General features: G+C 69.9%; 15 protein-coding genes. 6 read left to right on the top strand and 9 right to left on the bottom strand.

Annotation, left to right across the window (positions count from 1 at the left end):
* Window positions 1-114 precede the first annotated feature (114 nt).
* The 5 genes from ACIQKA_RS19110 to ngcE all read right to left on the bottom strand — a co-directional run bounded on the left by ACIQKA_RS19110 (window position 115) and on the right by ngcE (window position 6,154).
* Window positions 115-1,179 carry a sugar ABC transporter substrate-binding protein gene (locus ACIQKA_RS19110; RefSeq protein WP_383155770.1) on the bottom strand — a complete coding sequence of 355 codons (1,065 nt, stop codon included), beginning with the start codon at window positions 1,177-1,179 and terminating at the stop codon, window positions 115-117.
* A 122-nt stretch (window positions 1,180-1,301) separates the two neighbouring features.
* Window positions 1,302-2,513, bottom strand: coding sequence for an ROK family transcriptional regulator (locus ACIQKA_RS19105; protein ID WP_121831246.1), 1,212 nt, complete (start codon window positions 2,511-2,513; stop codon window positions 1,302-1,304).
* A gap of 224 nt (window positions 2,514-2,737) precedes the next feature.
* The gene (locus tag ACIQKA_RS19100; RefSeq protein ID WP_383155767.1) at window positions 2,738-3,676 is read right to left on the bottom strand and encodes a carbohydrate ABC transporter permease; all 939 of its coding nucleotides are present in this window, start codon (window positions 3,674-3,676) and stop codon (window positions 2,738-2,740) included.
* A complete protein-coding gene (locus ACIQKA_RS19095) occupies window positions 3,676-4,605 on the bottom strand; it encodes a carbohydrate ABC transporter permease (protein WP_383155765.1) in 930 nt (309 codons plus the stop codon). The genes ACIQKA_RS19100 and ACIQKA_RS19095 overlap by 1 nt, the downstream gene beginning before the upstream one ends.
* Before the next feature lie 106 nt (window positions 4,606-4,711).
* Entirely contained in the window at window positions 4,712-6,154 is a 1,443-nt protein-coding gene (gene ngcE, locus ACIQKA_RS19090; protein WP_391094721.1) for an N-acetylglucosamine/diacetylchitobiose ABC transporter substrate-binding protein, read from the bottom strand.
* 566 nt (window positions 6,155-6,720) lie between these two features.
* Between ngcE and ACIQKA_RS19085 the strand changes: the two genes are divergently transcribed.
* Window positions 6,721-7,629 carry an FG-GAP repeat domain-containing protein gene (locus ACIQKA_RS19085; RefSeq protein ID WP_383155761.1) on the top strand — a complete coding sequence of 303 codons (909 nt, stop codon included), beginning with the start codon at window positions 6,721-6,723 and terminating at the stop codon, window positions 7,627-7,629.
* A gap of 82 nt (window positions 7,630-7,711) precedes the next feature.
* On the opposite strand, the gene acnA is transcribed toward ACIQKA_RS19085, so the two are convergent.
* Entirely contained in the window at window positions 7,712-10,438 is a 2,727-nt protein-coding gene (acnA, locus tag ACIQKA_RS19080) for an aconitate hydratase AcnA (protein ID WP_383155760.1), read from the bottom strand.
* 476 nt (window positions 10,439-10,914) lie between these two features.
* Between acnA and ACIQKA_RS19075 the strand changes: the two genes are divergently transcribed.
* Together ACIQKA_RS19075 and ACIQKA_RS19070 are read left to right on the top strand one after the other, a co-directional pair.
* The gene (locus tag ACIQKA_RS19075) at window positions 10,915-11,271 is read left to right on the top strand and encodes a VOC family protein (protein WP_383437604.1); all 357 of its coding nucleotides are present in this window, start codon (window positions 10,915-10,917) and stop codon (window positions 11,269-11,271) included.
* Window positions 11,272-11,322: 51 nt separating this feature from the next.
* A complete protein-coding gene (locus tag ACIQKA_RS19070) occupies window positions 11,323-12,852 on the top strand; it encodes a UDP-N-acetylglucosamine 1-carboxyvinyltransferase (RefSeq protein ID WP_353796556.1) in 1,530 nt (509 codons plus the stop codon).
* A gap of 63 nt (window positions 12,853-12,915) precedes the next feature.
* On the opposite strand, the gene ACIQKA_RS19065 is transcribed toward ACIQKA_RS19070, so the two are convergent.
* A complete protein-coding gene (locus tag ACIQKA_RS19065; RefSeq protein WP_383437608.1) occupies window positions 12,916-13,128 on the bottom strand; it encodes a DUF397 domain-containing protein in 213 nt (70 codons plus the stop codon).
* Window positions 13,110-13,952: a helix-turn-helix domain-containing protein gene (locus ACIQKA_RS19060; RefSeq protein WP_383437611.1), complete on the bottom strand. Its 843-nt coding sequence runs from the start codon at window positions 13,950-13,952 to the stop codon at window positions 13,110-13,112. The genes ACIQKA_RS19065 and ACIQKA_RS19060 overlap by 19 nt, the downstream gene beginning before the upstream one ends.
* Before the next feature lie 203 nt (window positions 13,953-14,155).
* Here ACIQKA_RS19060 and ACIQKA_RS19055 point away from each other — a divergent pair, with 203 nt between their 5' ends.
* From ACIQKA_RS19055 to ACIQKA_RS19045, 3 genes are read left to right on the top strand one after another with little or no spacing between them, the layout of a single operon-like run.
* Window positions 14,156-14,398: a hypothetical protein gene (locus ACIQKA_RS19055; RefSeq protein WP_383155747.1), complete on the top strand. Its 243-nt coding sequence runs from the start codon at window positions 14,156-14,158 to the stop codon at window positions 14,396-14,398.
* The gene (locus ACIQKA_RS19050) at window positions 14,395-14,625 is read left to right on the top strand and encodes a hypothetical protein (RefSeq protein ID WP_383155745.1); all 231 of its coding nucleotides are present in this window, start codon (window positions 14,395-14,397) and stop codon (window positions 14,623-14,625) included. Before ACIQKA_RS19055 ends, ACIQKA_RS19050 begins: the two co-directional genes overlap by 4 nt.
* Window positions 14,626-14,674: 49 nt before the next feature.
* Complete coding sequence (locus ACIQKA_RS19045; RefSeq protein ID WP_402541637.1) at window positions 14,675-15,448, top strand: hypothetical protein; 774 nt, start codon at window positions 14,675-14,677, stop codon at window positions 15,446-15,448.
* Between the two features lie 17 nt (window positions 15,449-15,465).
* Here the strand turns inward: ACIQKA_RS19045 and ACIQKA_RS19040 are convergent, their stop codons facing one another.
* On the bottom strand, window positions 15,466-17,025 hold the full coding sequence (locus ACIQKA_RS19040) for an MFS transporter (RefSeq protein ID WP_383155740.1): 1,560 nt from the start codon (window positions 17,023-17,025) through the stop codon (window positions 15,466-15,468).
* Between the last annotated feature and the right edge of the window lie 48 nt (window positions 17,026-17,073).

Genomic DNA, 17,073 nt, shown 5'->3' with positions numbered 1-17,073 from the left:
GCGGGGCCGCGCGTCCGGCGCCGTCTCGGTCGGGAGACGGCCGGGGGCCGGGCGGGGCCGGGCCGGGATCCGTGGTGCCGGGCCCTCGGGGGGCCCGGCGGGGTGGAGCCGGGATTACTTGACGCCCAGCTCGGTGCACTTGGCGGCGAGGTCCGCGGTGCAGAGGTCGGCGGCCTTGTAGATGCCGTCCTTGACGACCGTGTCCTGGATGTTGGTCTTGTCGACCACGACCGGCGGGAAGAGCGTGGACGGCACGCCGTCGGTGTCGCCCTGGGCGCCGAGGTCCTTGCCCTGGAGCAGGTTCACCGCGAACTTGGCGGCCTCGGGGGCCAGCTGGAGCGGCGACTTGTAGATCGTGAAGGTCTGGGTGCCGGCGATGATGCGCTGGACGCCCGCGACCTCGGCGTCCTGGCCGCCCACCGGGATGCCCTTGATGCCGGCGTTCTCCAGGGAGGTGACGATGCCGCCCGCCATGCCGTCGTTGGCCGAGTAGACGGCGCCGATCTTGTCCTTGCCGACCGAGGAGATCGCGGCGGACATCTTCTCGCCGGCGATCTTCGGGTCCCACTCGCCGGAGGCCTCGTAGGCGATCTTGCCGACCTTGCCGTCGAGCGCGGTGTGGGCGCCCTTCTTGAACAGGGCGGCGTTCGGGTCCTTCTCGTCGCCGTTGATCATCACGACGTTGGCGGCGGCGGCCTTGTCGCCGAGCGCGGCGAGGAGGGCCTGGCCCTGGAGCTCGCCGACCTTGTTGTTGTCGTGGCTGACGTAGGCGTCGGCGCCCTTGACGGCGCGGTCGTACGCGACGACCTTGACGCCCTTGGCCTTGGCGTCCTTGACCCAGCTCTCGGCCTTGGTGGCGTCGACCGGGTCGAGGGCGATGACCTTGATGCCGTCGGCGATGAACTGGTCGAACTGCTGCTTCTGCTTGACGACGTCGGAGACGGCGTTGTTGTAGACGACCTCGCAGTCGCCGCACGCGGCCGTGACGGCCTTCTCGAACTGGGGCTTGTCCAGGGCCTCGTAGCGCGAGGTCTTGTTCTCGGGCAGGAGCAGGCCGATCTTGGTCGAGCTGCCCTTGTCGCCGCTGTCGTCGCCGCCGGCCTGGCCGCAGGCGGCGAGCGAGAGGGCCATCGACACCGCGGCCGTGGCTATGACGGCGCGACGCGTCACTGCGTTCATTTGGGGTTGCCTCCCTGACGAGGCCGCGACGTTGCGGCCGAGGTGGCACGAAGTCAACTCGGCCGCAACGTTGACGTCAAGAAGTAAATTCTTAACGAGATGACAACGGTGGTGTTCGTTATCTAAGTGAAGGCAAGCCGGGAGGCCGGGGCGGCGGCGGGCAGGGCGCTCTCCAACAGGGTCGAATCGCCCATTTCGCTCAGCACGAGGGCGAGCGCGCCCAGGACCTCGGCGCGCCCTCCGAGGGCCCCCTGGGCCAGCGAGAGCTGCCGGGCGGCACTGGGGATCGCGTACCGCGAGACGGAGTCCCTGATGGGCGCCAGGACCAGCTCCCCGGCCTCCGCGAGGTCCCCGCCGAGCACCACCCGGCTGGGGTTGAGGAGGTTGCAGAGGTTGGCGATGCCGCTGCCGATGTGCCGTCCGACGTCCGCGATCACCCGGCGGCAGCCGGGGTCGCCCTCCCGGGCCAGCTGGACGACCCGCTCCATGGTCAGGTCGGGCCCGTGGCTGGGCTGGAGCAGCGGCAGGACGTAGCGGGCGGCCGTGAAGGTCTCCAGGCAGCCGCGGTTGCCGCAGCGGCAGACCGGACCGGACTCGTCCAGGGTGATGTGCCCGATCTCCCCCGCGGTGCCGCCGGGGCCCCGGTAGACCCGTCCGTCTATGACCAGGCCGGCGCCGACGCCGCTGGCCACCTTGATGTACGCCAGGTCCTTGACGCCCCGGCCGCCGCCCCAGACCAGCTCGCCGAGCGCGCCGAGGTTGGCGTCGTTGTCGACGTGCACGGGGACCCCGAGGCGGCCCGAGAGCTCCTCGGCGGGGTTGATGCCGCTCCACCCCGGCAGGATCGACGTCGAGCCGAGCGTCCCGGAGGAGACGTCGATCGGCCCCGGTACGCCGAGGCCGACGCCGATCACCTTGTCGGGGCCGATCCCGGTGGTCAGGACGAGCCGTTTGACCAGCTGTTCCGCCCGGTCGAAGCCCTCCGCGGCGGAGGCGTCGACGTCGAGCGGCTCGGCCTCCTCGGCGAGCACCTGGTGGGCGAGGTTGCCGACCGCGACCCGGAGGTGGGTGTGGCCGAAGTCGACCCCGATCACGATGCCGGCGTCGCCGGAGAGCGAGACGCTGCGGGCCCGGCGCCCCCCGGCGGAGGTGGGCGTGACCTCGACGGTGCCGCCGTCCTTCAGCTCCCGCACGATGTTGGAGACCGTGGCGGCGGAGAGGCCCGTCGCCCGGGCGATCTCCGCCTGGGTGAGCGAGCCGGCCATGCGCACCGCCCGGACGACCCGTTCGAGATTGGCCCTGTGCAGAGAAGTCTGCGAACCCGGAGTCTCCATCGACTCACTCACTCCCACCGTTTTCTCCAACATGTGAACTCTAAGGGGACGCTTTCGGCTTGCTCCCCGTCAAGACCTTGAGTGTCGGAGGTGAGGGTCACACGGTGTTCGCACCGGGTTTCCCGGGCCGTCCTCCCCCGGTCCCGCACGACCCGAAGGACCCCCGGCGCGCGGTGCGCCGGGGGCCCTTCGGGAGCGGTGGCGGGGCCGGTGCGGCCCGGGCGTCACTTCACGGCGCCGGCGGTCAGACCGGCCACCACCTGCCGCTGGAAGACGATGTACGCCACGAGGACCGGGAGCATGGCCATCACCAGGCCGGCGAAGAGGCCCGACCAGTCGCCCTTGTAGCCCTGGCTGACCGCGAGCTGGACGAGGCCCTGCGAGAGGACCTTCCGCTCCGGCTCGGTGTTGAGCACGGTCGGCAGCAGGTACTGGTTCCACTGACCCAGGAAGTTGAAGATGCCGACGCTGATGAGGCCCGGCTTGGCCATCGGCAGCATCACCTGGAAGAAGGTCCGGGTGTGCGAGGCACCGTCCACGAAGGCCGCCTCCGCCACCGAGGTCGGCAGGGTGCGGAAGAAGGCCGTGAGGAAGAAGACCGTGAACGGCAGCGAGTACGCGATGTAGACGAGGATCAGGCCGTGCAGCGTGTTGAGCAGGGCCATGTTCTGCATCACGTAGAACAGCGGCACGAGCGCCAGGATGATCGGGAAGCTCATCCCCCCGATGAAGAGGAAGTAGATGAAGCGGTTGCCCGGGAACTCGAAGCGGGCCAGGACGTAGGCCGCCATCGAGCCGAGGAGGAGCGTGCCGATCAGCGAGCCGCCGACCACCAGGATGGTGTTCAGGAAGTAGTCGCTCATGTGCGCCTCGGTCCAGGCGCGCGACCAGTTCTCGAAGTGCAGCCTGTCGGGCAGCGACCACGGGGAGGTGAAGATCGCCCGGTCGGTCTTGAAGGAGGTCATGACCGCCCAGAGCAGCGGCATGACGACCATGACCGCCCAGAGGATCAGGATGCCGTGGGAGAAGACGTTGAGGGTGGTCCCCTCGCCCTTCGGCTCCTTGCGGGGCGCGGGGGCGGTCGTCTTGGTGACCACGGGGTCCGGTGCCGCCGGGGAGCCGGAGCCGTCCACTCCGGCGGGGGTCGTGTCGGTGATCTTCATCAGAACTCCAGGCGCTCGCGCCGGCCCAGCTTCATCACGACGGCCGCGAAGGCCAGCGTCACGAGGAGCAGGGCGACGCCGATGGTCGTGGCGTAGGCGGCCTGACCGTCCCGGAACGCCTTCTGGTACACGTACAGCGGCAGGACGATGGTCGAGTAGTCGGGCCCGCCGCCGCTGGGGCCGACGGTCATGATCTGGACGACGGCGAAGGACTCGGCCCCGAGGGCGAGGATGCCCATGTAGATCCAGCCGGACTGCACGGTGTCCCAGAGCAGCGGCAGGGTGATCTTGAAGAAGGTGGTGAAGCGGTTCGCGCCGTCGAGCAGGGCCGCTTCGTAGAAGTCCTTGGGAATGGACGCCATGCCGGCCGAGAAGAGGACGACGAAGAATCCGACGGTGGACCAGACGAGGACGACCATCACGCAGATGAGGGCGAGGTCCGGGTCTCCGAGCCAGTCCGGCTGGACGCTGCCGAGACCGACGCCCTTCAGCACGGAATTGATGGCTCCGCTGTTCGGGTTGTACGCGAACTGGAAGAGCAGCGCGACGATCGCGATCGACAGCACCTGCGGGAAGAAATACACGATCTTGTAGAAGGAGGACCCGCGCACGCCGGCGATGGCCGCGCCCTTGCGGCGCCGACCGCCGACATTGAGCATGAAGGCGAAGAACAGCGCGAGGCCGACGGTCACCAGCGGCAGCACCACCGCGAAGGTCAGGCTGTGCTGGAGGGATTTCCAGAAGATCTCGTCGTCCAGCATCCTGCTGTAGTTGTCGAATCCGATCATTCCGAATTCGGGGCTCAGTCCGGTCCAGTCCGTCAGGGAGTAGTAGATGGACTGGATGAACGGCCAGATGACGAACAGCGCGTAGAGCGCGAGGGGGGTCGCCAGGAACCCCACGATGAAACGGTACTTGCCGTGTTGCATTTCCTACCGACCCCGATCTTTCCCGCGCCGGGCACGCCGCTCGTGCCGCGTGCCGAGGGGCCGGGGCCCGCTCCCGGTCGGCGGGAAGGGGCCCCGGCACTGCTCATCAGTGCTTGTAGTGCTTGATCGAGGAGTCCTTGGCCGCCTCGTCGGCGAACTTCTGGATCTTCTTGATCGTCTCGGCCGGGGTGGCGCGCCCGGCCATCATCTCGCCGATGCCGGCGACGCCGATCTTCTCCTTCTGGAGGGCGACGTACCAGTCCTGGAGGCGCGGGTTGACGACGTTCTGGCCGGCCTTCTCCAGGGCGGCGACGCCGGACTTGAGGCCCGGGGAGAGGTCGATGCCGTCGGTGCCGCCGTTGAGCGCGGTCAGGGACTTCACGGACTGCGTGAAGTTCTTGGAGGAGGCCTCGCTGAGCATGATGCGGAGCTGCTCCATGCCGCCCTCGGCGTTCTTCGCCTTGGCCGGGACGATGAAGGGCTCGCCGCCGGCGGCCCAGATGGTGCCGAACGGCATCTTGTCGGAGGCGTCGAGGCCGGTCGGGCCGGAGACGGCCAGGCCGAAGTCGGCCGGCATGGTCTTCGCGGCCTCGTTCTCGACCCAGGAGCCGTTCGGGATGAACAGCGCCTTGCCCTCGGTCCAGGCGGTCTGCGACTGGATGTGGTCGAGGCCGGGGGTGCCCTTGAGGATGTAGCCCTTCTGGACCAGCTCGTAGTACGCATCGAAACACGCCTTGACGGCGGGGTGCTCCCAGGCCTTGGGCTCCAGGTTGTCGATGGCGTCCAGGACCTCGCGGCCGCCGACCTTGCCGATCATCGGGTAGAGCGAGAAGGGGACGTAGTACGGGTGCTTGCCCGCGTACGTCCAGGCGGCGATGCCCTTGCGCTTGGCCTTCTCGCAGACGGCCAGCATCTCGTCCCAGGTCTCCGGGTACTTCGCGTCGAGCGAGTCGAGGAGCTTCTGCGAGTACCAGACGCCGTAGACGGTGTAGGCGTAGTTGAGGATCCAGCACTGCTCGCCGTCGAACTGGCCCATCTCGACGATGCCGGGCCGCAGCGTGTCGCGGACCTTCTTGCTCGGGTCGTCGACCGAGGGCGCGTCGAGCAGCGGGGTGAGGTCCGCGAGCTGCTTCTGGCCGACGAGGACGCCCATGTCCATCTGCTCGGCGCCGGAGTTGTCGATGAGGTCCGGCGGGGTGCCGCCGTTGAAGCGCGGCTGCAGCGTGGTGGTGATCTTCTGGGTCGGGGTGAACTTGACGCTGGCCTTGGGGTAATTGGTCTCGTAGACCTTGATCGCGTCCTTGGCGTACTGCTGTCCGAATCCGCCGTCGAAGAGGACGAAGTCGAGCGGTGCCGACTCGTTCACGCCGAGCGGGTTCTTGTCGGACTTCGTACCCTTCTCGACCTTTCCGTTGCCACCGCTGTCACTGCTCGCACAGGCGGACAGGAACCCCATGGTCGGTACGGAGATCAGACCGATAGCGGCGGAACGCTTGATCAGATCGCGACGGCCGAGGCCCCCATTGGTCTGTGCGGAGGTGGATCCCATGCTCAAGTCCTCGCCTTCATTCAGGACTCAGGCGGTGTACCGGTCGCCCGTTCTCAACTCGCCACAGGCGAAGGGCCCCGCCACCGCGGTCATTTGCAGCCGGGTCGTGCACACGTCGGGCCGTCGCCGATGGATACGACGGGCTGGACGCCGACAGGTATAGTCCACTTCCCTTCGCCTGAGCAAGATCGAAAGCAGGTTTCGACGGCCATCTTTCCCGAGTTGAGACCTGCGGGATAAGCACGCTGGATCTGCGGCGTTTCGTCCAACCATCCGTCCGTCGACACCCTTGACACCGACCTCGGAACACCCGTACGGAAGCCCCGGCGCGGTCCCGGCGGCGCCGCCCGGTTCCACCCGGGACAAAGATGACATACCGTCGGCCCCGGCCGGTCGCGCCCTCCCTGCGAAACAGTTGTGTCCGGAGCGAAACAGTCGTGTCACAGACCTCCCGTTCGAGGGATGTTCGACGCGGGCGATCCGCAATCATGGGGCTCCCGCCGCCGCCCCGCCCACGGTGGAGGACGGCGGCGCCCTCCCCATTCCGCACGGATCTGGAGTTCTACGTGGCAAAGACTTCCGGCCTGAACCGCAGAGGCGTCCTGGCGCGCGTGACCGTCGCCGCGATCACCGCCGCGCTCGTCGGCACGACCACCGCCGCCGTCGCGGCCGACGCGCCGCCGTCCTTCACCCCCGGCGCCGAGCAGGCCCCGGACGCGACCGCCTTCACGGCCTCGGCCGTCACGACGCCGCGGAACCACCTCTACGGCGTCAACGGCGCGGGCACCATCTGGGGCTACAAGCCGGTCGGCGGGGGCACCATCCAGCGCCTGGCGGACAACTCCGGCACGGGCTGGACGGCGCACAAGAACTTCACCCAGGTCGACCTGGACGGCAACGGCGCGTCCAACGGCTTCTACGCCATCCGCAGCGGGCGCCTGCACTACACCGACGTGGGCTCCCCGCGCGACCTCGGCGGCGGCTGGCAGATCTACAACAAGATCGTCTCCGTCGGCAACACCGGCGGCGCCGTCTCCGACGACCTGATCGCCCGCGACGGCTCCGGCGTGCTGTGGCACTACCTGGGCTACGGCAACGGCGGCCTGACCCAGCGCGTCAAGATCGGCGCCGGCTGGAACATCTACACCCAGATCGCGGGCAAGGGCGACCTCACCCGCGACGGCAGGCCCGACCTGGTCGCCCGCGACAAGTCCGGCAACCTGTGGCTGTACAAGGGCACGGGCGACTACAAGGCGCCCTTCGGTCCCCGCAGCTACATCGGCGGCGGCTGGAACACGTTCAACGCCCTCGTGTCCACGGGCGACCTGTCCCTCGACGGCATCGCGGACCTCGTCGCCCGCGACGGCTCCGGCGCGCTGTGGCTGTACAAGGGCACCGGCAAGGCCTCGGCCCCGTACGGCGGCCGCGTGAAGATCGGCACCTCCGGCTGGAACGGCTTCCGCGAGCTGTTCTGACCGCGCCGCGCACAGCACGAAGCGGGCCCCGCTCCTCGGGAGGAGGAGCGGGGCCCGCTTCGTGTCACCGGGTCCTGCGGCGTCAGCCGCGGATCAGGTTCCGGAGGACGTACTGCATGATGCCGCCGTTGCGGTAGTAGTCGGCCTCGCCGGGGGTGTCGATGCGGACGACCGCGTCGAACTCGACGCCGGTGTCGGTGGTGACCTTCACCGTGCGCGGCGTGGTGCCGTTGTTGAGCTCCTCGATGCCGGTGAAGGAGAAGGTCTCCTCGCCGGTCAGACCGAGGGACTCGGCCGACTGGCCCTCCGGGAACTGGAGCGGCAGGACGCCCATGCCGATGAGGTTCGAGCGGTGGATGCGCTCGTACGACTCGGTGATGACGACCTTGACGCCGAGGAGCGCGGTGCCCTTGGCGGCCCAGTCGCGGGACGAGCCGGAGCCGTACTCCTTGCCGCCCAGGATGACGAGCGGGACGCCCTGCTCGATGTAGTTGCGGGAGGCGTCGTAGATGAACGACACCGGAGCCGCGTCGGCGGTCGCGGCCTGGGTGAAGTCGCGGGTGTAGCCGCCCTCGGTGCCCGGCGCGAGCTGGTTGCGCAGGCGGATGTTGGCGAAGGTGCCGCGGATCATGACCTCGTGGTTGCCCCGGCGCGAGCCGTAGGAGTTGAAGTCACGACGCTCCACACCGTGCTCGGTGAGGTACTTGCCGGCCGGGGTGTCGGCCTTGATGGCGCCGGCCGGGGAGATGTGGTCGGTGGTGACCGAGTCGCCCAGCTTGGCCAGGACGCGGGCGCCGGCGATGTCGGAGACCGGGGTGGTCTCCATCGTCATGCCCTCGAAGTACGGGGGCTTGCGCACGTAGGTGGACTCGGTGTCCCACTCGAAGGTGTTGCCGGTCGGGATCGGCAGCGCCTGCCACTGGGCGTCGCCCGCGAAGACGTCCTGGTAGGACTTGTTGAACATGTCCTCGCCGATGGCGTTGGCGACGACGTCGTTGACCTCGGCCTCGGTCGGCCAGATGTCGGCCAGGTGGACCGGCTTGCCGTCCTGGTCGGTGCCCAGGGCGTCCTTGGTGATGTCCACCTTCATGGATCCCGCGAGGGCGTACGCGACGACCAGCGGCGGGGAGGCCAGGTAGTTCATCTTGACGTCGGGGTTGATGCGGCCCTCGAAGTTGCGGTTGCCCGAGAGGACCGAGGTCACGGCCAGGTCGTGGTCGTTGACCGCCTTGGAGACCTCCTCCGGCAGCGGGCCGGAGTTGCCGATGCAGGTGGTGCAGCCGTAGCCGACGAGGTTGAAGCCGACCTTGTCGAGGTACGGGGTCAGGCCCGCCTTGTCGAAGTAGTCGGTGACGACCTTCGAGCCCGGGGCGAGGGTGGTCTTGACCCACGGCTTGCGGGTCAGGCCCTTCTCCACGGCCTTCTTCGCGACGAGCGCGGCGGCGACCATGACGTACGGGTTCGAGGTGTTGGTGCAGGAGGTGATCGCGGCGACGGTGACGGCGCCGTGGTCGAGCGTGTAGGTGCTGCCGTCGGGGGCGGTCACCTGGACCGGGTTCGACGGGGCGGAGCTCGCGATGGCCGGGGAGTCGGAGGCCGGGAAGGACTCCTGGCCCGCCTCGTCGACGCAGTCCACGTAGTTGCGGACGTCCTGCTTGAACTGCTCGGCGGCGTTCGCGAGGACGATGCGGTCCTGCGGGCGCTTCGGGCCGGCGATGGAGGGGACGACCGTGGAGAGGTCGAGCTCCAGCTTCTCGGAGAAGTCGGGCTCGGCGGCCGGGTCGAGCCAGAGGCCCTGCTCCTTGGCGTACGCCTCGACGAGCGCGACCTGCTGCTCGGAGCGGCCGGTCAGCTTGAGGTAGTTCAGGGTCTCGCCGTCGATCGGGAAGACCGCGGCGGTGGAGCCGAACTCCGGCGACATGTTGCCGATGGTGGCGCGGTTCGCCAGGGAGGTGGCGGCGACGCCCTCGCCGTAGAACTCGACGAACTTGCCGACGACGCCGTGCTTGCGCAGCATCTCGGTGATCGTGAGGACGAGGTCGGTGGCGGTGGTGCCGGCCGGCAGCTCGCCGGTCAGCTTGAAGCCGACGACGCGCGGGATGAGCATGGAGACCGGCTGGCCGAGCATCGCGGCCTCGGCCTCGATGCCGCCGACGCCCCAGCCGAGCACGCCGAGGCCGTTGACCATGGTGGTGTGCGAGTCGGTGCCGACGAGGGTGTCGGGGTACGCCTGGCCGTTGCGGACCATGACCGTGCGGGCCAGGTGCTCGATGTTCACCTGGTGGACGATGCCGGTGCCGGGCGGGACGACCTTGAAGTCGTCGAAGGCGGTCTGGCCCCAGCGCAGGAACTGGTAGCGCTCCTTGTTGCGGCCGTACTCCAGCTCGACGTTCTGGCCGAAGGCGTCCTTGGTGCCGAACTTGTCGGCGATGACCGAGTGGTCGATGACCAGCTCGGCCGGGGAGAGCGGGTTGACCTTCGCCGGGTCGCCGCCGAGCTCCTTGACGGCCTCGCGCATGGTGGCGAGGTCGACGACGCAGGGCACACCGGTGAAGTCCTGCATGATCACGCGGGCGGGCGTGAACTGGATCTCCTGGCTCGGCTGAGCCTGCGAGTCCCAGCCGCCGAGGGCCCGGATGTGGTCGGCGGTGATGTTCGCGCCGTCCTCGGTGCGGAGCAGGTTCTCCAGGAGGACCTTCAGGCTGTAAGGGAGGCGCGCGGAGCCCTCGACCTTGTCCAGCTTGAAGATCTCGTACGACTCGTCGCCCACGCGCAGCGTGCTGCGGGCGTCGAAGCTGTTCGCCGACACGACAGTCTCCTTCATCAATGTGCGCGTACTACCGTCATGCTGCCGCCACGACCCCTCGCGGATCCGTTAAGGTAGGGCTAAGTTAGGTAACCCTTACCAGTCGGGCGGCCACGGTGCGCCGTAAGCAGTTATCTCGATGTCGAGATAACTCTAGTGCATCCCGGTCTCCCGGTCATGCCCGGGCGCCCGCGAGGTGCGTGATGTCGCCCCCGCGCGGCGCTCCGCCGCGCGCCCGCCGGGCGGGACGGGCGCCACGGCCGGAGGACGGGACCGCCGGAGGCGGCGGGGCCGGGCACGCGGGGCCCGCCCCGTCCGGCCGCCCCGCCGCGCCCCGTACGACCGTCCCGCCGTACCCCGTACGGACGCCCCGTCCCGCCCGTCCGGCAGCCCCACCGCGCCCCGTGCGACCGTCCCGCCGTGCCCCGTACGGACGCGGACGACTGGCCGCCCCGGCGCGGGGCGCCGACGATCGGAGCATGTTCAGCGGCGTGCACGTGACCTTCTACAGCCGGGACGCCGAGGCGGACCGCGTCTTCCTCCAGGACGTCTTCGGGTTCCAGCACGTGGACGCGGGGGGCGGCTGGCTCGTCTTCAAGCTGCCGCCCGCCGAGATCGCGATGCATCCCGCGGAGGACGGGCCGAGGCACGAGATGTACCTCATGTGCGACGACCTCACCCGGACCCTGACGGCCCTGGAGGACCGGGGGGCGGAGATCTCACGGGCCATCAGCGACCGGGGCTGGGGGCTGCTCGCGGCCGTCCGGCTGCCGAGCGGCACCGAACTCCCCCTGTACGAGCCGCGTCACCCGACCGCCCACGGCCTTTCACCCTGACGGCCCACCCCGAGTCCGATCTTCATCTCATATCTGAGATAACGTGACGCCATGGCAGACGACTACCTCGTACGCATCGGCAAGCTCATCCGTGACGCCCGGCAGCACCGCGGCTGGACCCAGACGCAGCTCGCCGAAGCCCTGGCCACGAGCCAGAGCGCCGTCAACCGGATCGAGCGCGGCAACCAGAACATCAGCCTTGAGATGATCGCCCGGATCGGCGAGGCCCTCGACAGCGAGATCGTGTCCCTGGGATACGCGGGCCCCATGCACCTCCGGGTCGTCGGCCGCCGCCGGCTCTCCGGCGCCATCGACGTCAAGACCAGCAAGAACGCCTGTGTCGCGCTGCTCTGCGCCTCGCTCCTCAACAAGGGCCGCACGGTCCTGCGCCGGGTCGCCCGCATCGAGGAGGTCTTCCGGCTCCTGGAGGTCCTCAACTCCATCGGCGTCCGCACCCGCTGGATCAACGAGGGCGTGGACCTGGAGATCGTGCCGCCGGCCGAGCTGGACATGGAGTCCATCGACTCCGAGGCCGCCATCCGCACCCGCTCGATCATCATGTTCCTCGGCCCGCTGCTGCACCGCATGGACCGCTTCCGGCTGCCGTACGCCGGCGGCTGCGACCTCGGCACGCGCACGATCGAGCCGCACATGATCGCCCTGCGCCGCTTCGGCCTGGAGGTCACGGCCACCGAGGGCATCTACCACGCGCAGGTCGAGCGCTCGGTCTCCCCCGGCCGCCCGATCGTCCTGACCGAACGCGGCGACACGGTCACCGAGAACGCGCTGCTGGCCGCCGCCCGGCACGACGGCACGACCGTCATCCGCAACGCCTCCTCCAACTACATGGTCCAGGACCTCTGCTTCTTCCTGGAGGCGCTCGGCGTACGGGTCGACGGCATCGGCACCACCACCCTGACCGTGCACGGCGTGCCGCAGATCGACGTGGACGTCGACTACTCCCCCTCCGAGGACCCGGTCGAGGCGATGAGCCTGGTGGCCGCCGCCGTCGTCACCGAGTCGGAGCTGACGATCCGCCGGGTGCCGATCGAGTTCATGGAGATCGAGCTCGCGGTCCTGGAGGAGATGGGCCTCGACCACGACCGCTCGCCCGAGTACAACGCCGACAACGGCCGCACCCGCCTGGTCGACCTGACGGTCCGCCCCTCCAAGCTGGAGGCGCCGATCGACAAGATCCACCCGATGCCGTTCCCGGGCCTGAACATCGACAACGTCCCCTTCTTCGCGGCCATCGCGGCCACGGCGCAGGGCAAGACCCTGATCCACGACTGGGTCTACGACAACCGGGCCATCTACCTCACGGACCTCAACCGCCTCGGCGGCCGCCTCCAGCTCCTCGACCCGCACCGCGTGCTCGTCGAGGGCCCGACCCGCTGGCGCGCCGCCGAGATGATGTGCCCGCCGGCCCTCCGCCCCGCCGTGGTCGTCCTCCTCGCGATGATGGCCGCCGAGGGCACGTCGGTCCTCCGGAACGTGTACGTCATCAACCGGGGGTACGAGGACCTGGCGGAGCGGCTGAACTCGATCGGGGCGCAGATCGAGATCTTCCGGGACATCTGACCGGCCCGGACACGCCGACGGCCCCCGCGCTCCCGAAGGTTCGCGGGGGCCGTCGCCACGCGCTCAGCGATTCAGCCGCCCGCCCCTGACCGCCGCGACGAAGGAGGACCAGCCGCCCGCAGGGAACACGAGGGCCGGGCCGTGCGGGGACTTGCTGTCGCGGACGGGGACGACGAGGGGGGCGAAGTCGTCGGAGACCTCGACGCATTCGCCGCCGTCGGAGTTGCTGTAGGAACTCTTGCGCCAAGAAGCAGCACTCAGGTCGATGCGTCGCACGGTACTTCCTCCAACAAGGCCAGAACGAACTTCTGCGACTCGGCCGGAGAAAGCGCCAGGTCACGCATCGCATCGTACGCACGCTGCAAGGGCTCGACCGAAGTGCTCTCCTCGATCAGCTCGCCGTGGTGGGCGTTCTCCGTGTACGCAACGGTACGCCCGCTGTGCAGCCGCAGGAACATCACGGCGGTGCTGTTCAGGCCGTGCACACCGGCGCGCAGAGGAAGGATCTGCAACGTCACGTCCGAGCGCTCCGCCACCTCCAACAGGTGCTCAAGTTGCTCGTGCCACTCACGCGCGTCCCGCACCGGCGTCCGTAGCACCGCCTCCGAAAGGATCGTCCGGAACGGGGGAACGTCTTCCCCCTCCAGCAGCACTTTCCGACTCATTCGTGCTTCGACCTGCTGCTCCAGCTCCTTCCCCTTGTATCCACCCGCCGCCAGAACTTCCCGCGCATACCCCGCCGTCTGCAACAACCCCGGCAGCACGCTCACCGCGAAGTGCCACAGGCTCACCGCCTCGGCCTCCAGCGTCATGTACCGCCGGTACCGTTCCTTGAACTGGGACTTGTCCCCCGCCGCGAGTTCCCACAGCGCCAGCAGCAGCCCCGGCGTCTCGTAGAACGTGTCCAGGCCCTGGACGACGTCCGGGCTTCCCAGCGTCTCGCCCTTCTCCATCTTGCCGAACAGGGACCAGTCCCAGCCCACCCGTTCGCCGAGTTGCCGGAGGCTCAGCTTCCGGGCCGTCCGGAGCCTGTGCAGCTCCTCCGCGAACCGCTGGCGCGGCTCCTGGCTCCGGCCGCTGACCACTCGTCGCTGCGGCATTGCGTCGCCCTCCGCGTCGCTCGTACGGACCGGCGGTGTGGAAGGTGTGGAACCGGCGCCGTGCGCCGCGGAAGCACTCCCCCGTCCACACCCGGCCCACCCGCGTCCGGGCACATCCTCGTCACACCTGGACTACGCAGCGTAATCCGGCGCACGTCAACGGGTCCGCGAAACGGCGGAACCGACCCACGAGGAGTGAACCCATGGCACCCACCCCGCGCGAACCGAGCACCACGCCCAAGATCCAGGAGGCCCTGGACGCACGGGACGCCCTCGCAACCGCCCTCTCCCGGGCCGGCGTCCAGCTCCCCGCCATGGACATCCGCAGCCCGTGGCCGGACGAGCGCGAGGGCGAGGCCTCCTACGCCCTCGTCCACCTCGGGGTCTGCTCCGCGCCCGTCGCCCACGCGCTCGCCGAGGTGATCCTGAACGGGCTCGCGCGGTGACCGGAGAGGACCACGACCTCCCCCGCGTCGGCGCGGTCGTCCTCGACACCGCCCGCAACCTCGTGGGCCGCGTCACGGGTGCGGACGGCCCGCGCCTCCGGCTCCGTCCGCTCGCCGGCGGCATCCCGTGGGACGTCTCCCCGGCGGACCTCCATCCCCTCACGGGCGCGGAGTTGCTGAGCGCCCTCGTCACCGAGGCCAACGCGCGCAGCCGGCGCGGCCGCTGATCCGGGCATAAGTCGGCGGTGGTCCGGGGAGCGGGCCTACGATCCCGGCGTGGACCCCTATGCGCCCGTGCCCCCGCCGTCCCCGTCCCCGTCCCCTCCGCCCGCCGCACACCCCTGGTGGCGGCGGCCGGGGCCCGTCGCCCTCGGGGTGCTGGCGGTGTTCGCGGGCGGGCTCGTGCTGTTCGGCGGTCCGTCCGGGGAGCCGGGAGGGAGTGCCGGGGACGCCAAGAGGGGCGGCCGGCCGGAGGCCTCCGCCTCCCCTTCCTCCGCCGGGGCCGCGGACACCGGCGCCCCTTCCACCGGTCCGCCGACGCCCACCGGGCCACCGCAGCTCGTGGGGAAGGTGCTCAAGGAGGCGCGGGAGGCCGCGGACGGGGCCGGGTACGACGTCGTGACGCACGACGCCTCGGACAGGAACGACGGGCAGTGGGACGCGGACGGGTGGAAGGTGTGCTTCCAGACGGCGGGCGGGCAGCGGGGCGGAGGGCGGCCCGTGCTCGACCTCGGGGTGGTGCGCGTCGACTCGCCCTGCCCCGCCGCGGACGGCGAGGAGGTCTCCTGGCCGTCGATGCCGGGGGTCGCCGGGACGGACTTCGCGCGGGCCGGGGAGATGCTGAAGGAGGTCGGGATCCGCAAGGTCCGGCCCGAGAGCGTCTACACCGACGTCACGCTGCCCGCCGACCCGAGCGCCTGGCGGGTCTGCTTCCAGGACCCGGCGCCCGGCAAGGAGATCGAGAACCCGCAGTACGCGACCGCCTACCTCAAGCTAGCCCCGCCGGACGCCGCCTGCCCCGAGGAGCCGTACGCCCGGCTGAGGCCCTAGCCGCCGCCCCCTGCCGCTCAGCCACCGCCCGGCATCATGCCCCCGCCGCCCTTGAGGCGTTCGATGTCCGAGGGGCGGACCTTGATGACGAAGAGGGCGACCAGGGCGCCGACCACGGCGAAGACGGCCGCCGTGACGAAGCCCGCCGAGACGCCGGAGGTCAGCACCTGGTCGCCCCAGGGCGGCGGGAGCTGGCCGGTCTCGGCGAACCGGGCCTTCTCCAGGGGGCCCGCCTGGGAGAGGAAGGCCGGGACCTGCTTCTCCGCCTCGTTGCGGCTGGCCGTGCCGAAGACCGTGACCAGGATCGACAGGCCGAGCGAACCGCCGACCTGCTGCATGGCGTTGAGCAGGCCGGACGCGGCGCCCGAGTCGCGCGGTTCGACGTTGGAGAGGGCCATGATGGTCAGCGAGACGAAGATCAGGCCCATGCCCATGCCGAAGACCAGGATCGGGCCGAGGATGCTCCCCAGGTAGGTGGAGTGCACGTCCGTCAGGGTCAGCCAGGAGAGGCCCGCCGCGGCCAGGACCGAGCCCGTCACCATGAAGGGCTTCGGACCGTACCGGGGCAGCAGGTTCGACGTGAGTCCGGCGCCGACCGCGATGATCGCGCTGACCGGCAGGAACGCGAGGCCCGCCCGCAGCGGGCTGAAGCCGAGGACCTGCTGCACGAAGAGCGTGAGGAAGAAGAACATGCCGAAGATCGCCGCCGCCAGGCAGAGCATCATGGCGTAGGTGCCCGAGCGGTTGCGGTCGGCGAACATGCGCAGCGGGGTGATCGGCTGCCGGGAACGGCGCTCGACCAGGATGAACGCGGCCAGGAAGACGACCGCCGCGACGAACGAGCCGATCGTGTACGGGTCGCGCCAGCCCTTGTCCGCCGCGCGGATGAACCCGTACACCAGGGCCACCATGCCGATCGTCGAGGTGAGCGCGCCGGCGAGGTCGAAGTGGCCGGGGCGCGGCTCCGACTCCTTGACGTGGCGGGGCGTCAGGAAGGCGATCACGAGGGCGATGGGCACGTTGACGAAGAAGATCCAGCGCCAGTCGAGCCACTGGACGAGCATGCCGCCCGCCACCAGGCCGATCGCGCTGCCGCCGGCCGAGACGGCGGCGAACACGCCGAAGGCGCGGTTGCGTTCGGGGCCCTCGTCGAAGGTCGTGGTGATGAGGGAGAGCGCGGTCGGCGAGGCGATGGCGCCGCCGACGCCCTGGAGGGCGCGGGCGGCCAGGAGTTGCCACTCGCTCTGGGCCAGCCCGCAGAGGAGCGAGGCCAGTCCGAAGAGCAGCACGCCGAACATGAAGACCCGGCGGCGGCCCAGGATGTCTCCGCAGCGTCCGCCGAGGAGCAGGAGGCCGCCGAAGGTGAGCGTGTAGGCGTTGACGACCCAGGCCAGGCTGGTGGTCGAGAAGTCGAGGGCGCTCTGGATGTGCGGGAGCGCGATGTTCACGATCGTGATGTCGAGGACGACCATCAGCTGGCAGGAGGCGATCACGAACAGGGCGATGCCCTTGCCGTCTCCGCCGCTTCCGCGGGGTGCCGTCGCCGCGGGGGCCGTCGGCTTCGGGGTGCTAGGCATGAGCGTTCATGGCGCGTAACGCCCTCACGGGAGGGGCCGTGGGCCGGT

This window comes from Streptomyces sp. NPDC092045 (genome assembly GCF_044756005.1).
Lineage (GTDB): Bacteria > Actinomycetota > Actinomycetes > Streptomycetales > Streptomycetaceae > Streptomyces.
Note: the sequence above shows the minus strand (reverse complement) of the source record. Positions and strands in the feature narration are given on the sequence as shown.